The sequence below is a fragment of the Protofrankia sp. CiP1_Cm_nod2 genome (assembly GCF_920664355.1).
Lineage (GTDB): Bacteria > Actinomycetota > Actinomycetes > Frankiales > Frankiaceae > Protofrankia.
This window is the reverse complement of the sequence record NZ_CAKKTL010000315.1, coordinates 1-2,924: the sequence shown is the minus strand read 5'-3', so window position 1 is coordinate 2,924 and position 2,924 is coordinate 1. Positions and strand designations below refer to the sequence as shown.

General features: G+C 71.0%; 2 protein-coding genes and 1 pseudogene. 2 read left to right on the top strand and 1 reads right to left on the bottom strand.

Annotated elements, in window-relative coordinates:
- Positions 1-377: 377 nt before the first annotated feature.
- A pseudogene (locus NBW84_RS22445) lies at positions 378-794 on the top strand (Fur family transcriptional regulator); the annotation flags it as partial.
- A 39-nt stretch (positions 795-833) separates the two neighbouring features.
- Here NBW84_RS22445 and NBW84_RS22440 read toward each other — a convergent pair.
- A complete protein-coding gene (locus tag NBW84_RS22440; protein ID WP_250287190.1) occupies positions 834-1,835 on the bottom strand; it encodes a lysylphosphatidylglycerol synthase transmembrane domain-containing protein in 1,002 nt (333 codons plus the stop codon).
- Positions 1,836-2,251: 416 nt separating this feature from the next.
- Between NBW84_RS22440 and NBW84_RS22435 the strand changes: the two genes are divergently transcribed.
- A complete protein-coding gene (locus NBW84_RS22435) occupies positions 2,252-2,746 on the top strand; it encodes a glutathione peroxidase (RefSeq protein WP_250287188.1) in 495 nt (164 codons plus the stop codon).
- Positions 2,747-2,924 lie beyond the last annotated feature (178 nt).

The following is a 2,924-nucleotide window of genomic DNA, read 5'->3' as shown; positions in this document are numbered from 1 at the left end:
GGTTCTCCGTGCTGATCATCCCGTACGAGCTCCCGTGTTTCGGGCCCGCCCGTGCCGAGCGTGTTATTCCGCGCTGTACGGGTTGCCGGCCCGCCTGATTTCCCATGGTTCCCGTCGTTGCCGTGATGCCTGCCGGCCGGGGGTTCCCAGCCGTCCGCGCTTTCGGTGAGCCGCCGTCCGCCGCTTTGTTCACGGTGTAACGTCCATGTTCGCGGGGCCCATATAAGGATGGCGTGCCGCCCACGTCGCCCGGGATTTCCGCCGCTCGTGGCCAGCCGGTGGCCGGTGCGCGGCGGAATGCCCGTCCAGCTCGCGGACCTGGCTTTGACTCATTCGTAGACTTGACTTGTTCCAGACGGCGGCGAAAGCTGGCCGGTGTGAACAGTGAGGACGCCGCCGGGCAGCTGCGGTCGGCCGGGTTACGGGTGACCGCGCCCCGGCTGGCGGTGCTCGCGTCCCTGGCCGAGGGAGCACACCTGAGCGTGGAGACGATCGCTCAGGATGCGCGTGCCCGGCTCGGCTCGCTGTCGCTACAGGCCGTGTATGACAACCTGGACGTGCTCGCCGCCGCCGGGCTGGTGCGCCGGTTCGAACCGGCGGGCCACCCGGCCCGGTTCGAGCTGCGGGTCGGTGACAACCACCACCACCTCGTCTGCCGGGAGTGCACGGCCGTCTACGACGTCGACTGCGTGATCGGCGCCCGGCCGTGCCTGTCGCCGTCGGACGACCACGGTTTCGTCATCGACGAGGCCGAGGTGACCTTCTGGGGGATCTGCGCCGACTGCCAGGCCAGGGCCACCGTCGGCGAGCGCCCACCTGCCGCGGCCGGAGGCCTACAGGATGCCGCGGCGGCGCAGGACGGTCAGGGCGGCGATGCCGGGGAGGACTGGGAGCCAGTAGCTGATCAGCCGGTACACCAGGACGGCCGCGAACATGGACACGGCGTCGCCGCCGGCGGCGGTGAGGCCGATGGCGAGGGCGGGCTCGAGCGCGCCGATGTTGCCCGCGGTGGGTACCGCCCCGGCCACCACCGCGCCTACCAGGTAGATGGTCGCTACCGATAGTAGTGATATGGAGCCGCCGAACGCCCAGACGCAGGTGGCCAGCGCCACGATCTGGGTCACCTTGGTGGCCGCGGCCGACAGCAGCAGCACGGCGGTGCGCCGTGGGGAGCGCGCGAGCAGCGTCAGATGCCGGCCCGCGCTGCGCAGGGCCGGCCCGAGCCGGCCGCGGACGCGCGGGCGGGTGCCGGCCGCGACGCACCCGACCAGGCACAGCGCGACACCGCCGAGGGCGGGCCCGGAGCCGACGTTCGCCGTGACCGACCTGATGGGCGCGCTCAGCGTGTCCTGCGTGCCCGAACCGCCGACCAGCGCGGCGGTGAGCGCGATCCCGCCCACATGGGCCAGGGCAAACGCGATCTTGATGGCGGCCACCGCGCTCAGGCAGGCCGAGCAGGCCAGCTTCTGGCGTTCCAGGTAGCGGGCGTTCACGGCGATCGCGCCCAGGCCCGCCGGCAGCACCCGGTTGGCCGCCGCCGCGGCCAGCTGCACCGCCACCGCCGTGCGCAGCCGCAGCGGCAGCCCGCTGGCCGACCGCAGGGCCAGGCCGTTGGCCAGGAAGAAGCAGGACGAGGCGAGCCCGCACGCCACCAGCCACGGCCAGGTCGGCACGGGGACGCTGGACAGCCTCGCACCGACCTCCGTCCGGAACCTCATGGCCAGCATGACGATCATCGGGACGGTGACGGCGAACGCGACCAGCGTCCAGGGATGACGCAGCCAGCCCACCCGCAGGCGAGGGCGCAGCGCTCCGGGCAGTGTGAGCGAACTCACCGCCTGCTCGCCGGACAGGCCTGACAGCGGTGAAGGTGTAACCTGCCGTAGCGTGATGGCGACCGGCTGTGCGGTGACGACGGCGCTGCCGTCGACCGTCGCCCTTGCGGGGGCTGCCGTCGCGGTAGCTGCCCGGCTGGGCGTCATGGCGCCAACAGTAGATCGGAATTCATAACGGATGCTGAACAACGTACATCCTGTGATGGGATCTTCTGCCACCTGCCCGTCGGACGGAGGATGGCAGCAACCGGCCAGGTGGCCGTTTCATGCGGGTACGGAACAGAACCGGCGGCGGCCGGCTTGCACGCAGAGGCGCGTCATGTCGTCCGAAAATGGCGTGCACCGGTAATCCGCCGTCGGGTGACCGGGATCACAGGAACCAGCGAAACCTTCAGCATCCGAGGAAAGGCAGGACCGTGACAGATCTGCGTGACCTACCGGTAACGACTCTCGCTGGCGAGAAGACGACCTTTGGCGCGTTGACGGACGGACGTGCCGCGCTCGTCGTCAACGTGGCAAGCCGCTGCGGCCTCACCCCGCAGTACGCCGGCCTGGAGAAACTGCACGAGGAGCTCGCCGGCCGCGGATTCACCGTGATCGGTTTTCCGAGCAACCAGTTCGGCAGGCAGGAGCCGGGGACCGCGGAGGAGATCGCGGCCTTCTGCTCGACGACCTACGGGGTGACGTTCCCGCTGAGCGCGAAGATCGAGGTCAACGGTGAAGGCCGTGACCCGGTGTACGCCGAGCTGACCCAGGCCGCCGACGCGGAGGGCCGGAGCGGCGACATCACCTGGAACTTCGAGAAGTTCGTGGTCGCGTCGGACGGCAAGGTCGCCGCCCGCTTCGGCCCGCGCACGGACCCGCACGACCCGGCGCTGCGCGAGGCGATCGAGGCGGTCCTGCCCGCCTGACGCACCTCTCGGCCCTGGCCCCTGCCCCTGGCCTCGGCCCCCGGTCCCGGTTGTGGATCCGTCCTGAGCGCTGGCTCCGGCTCCGCTTCGTCCCGGTCTGTCCCGTCCGCTCTACCCGTCTGTCCTGTCCTGCCCTGCTCTGTCCCGTCTGCTCCTGCCCGTCCTGCCCGTCCTGCCC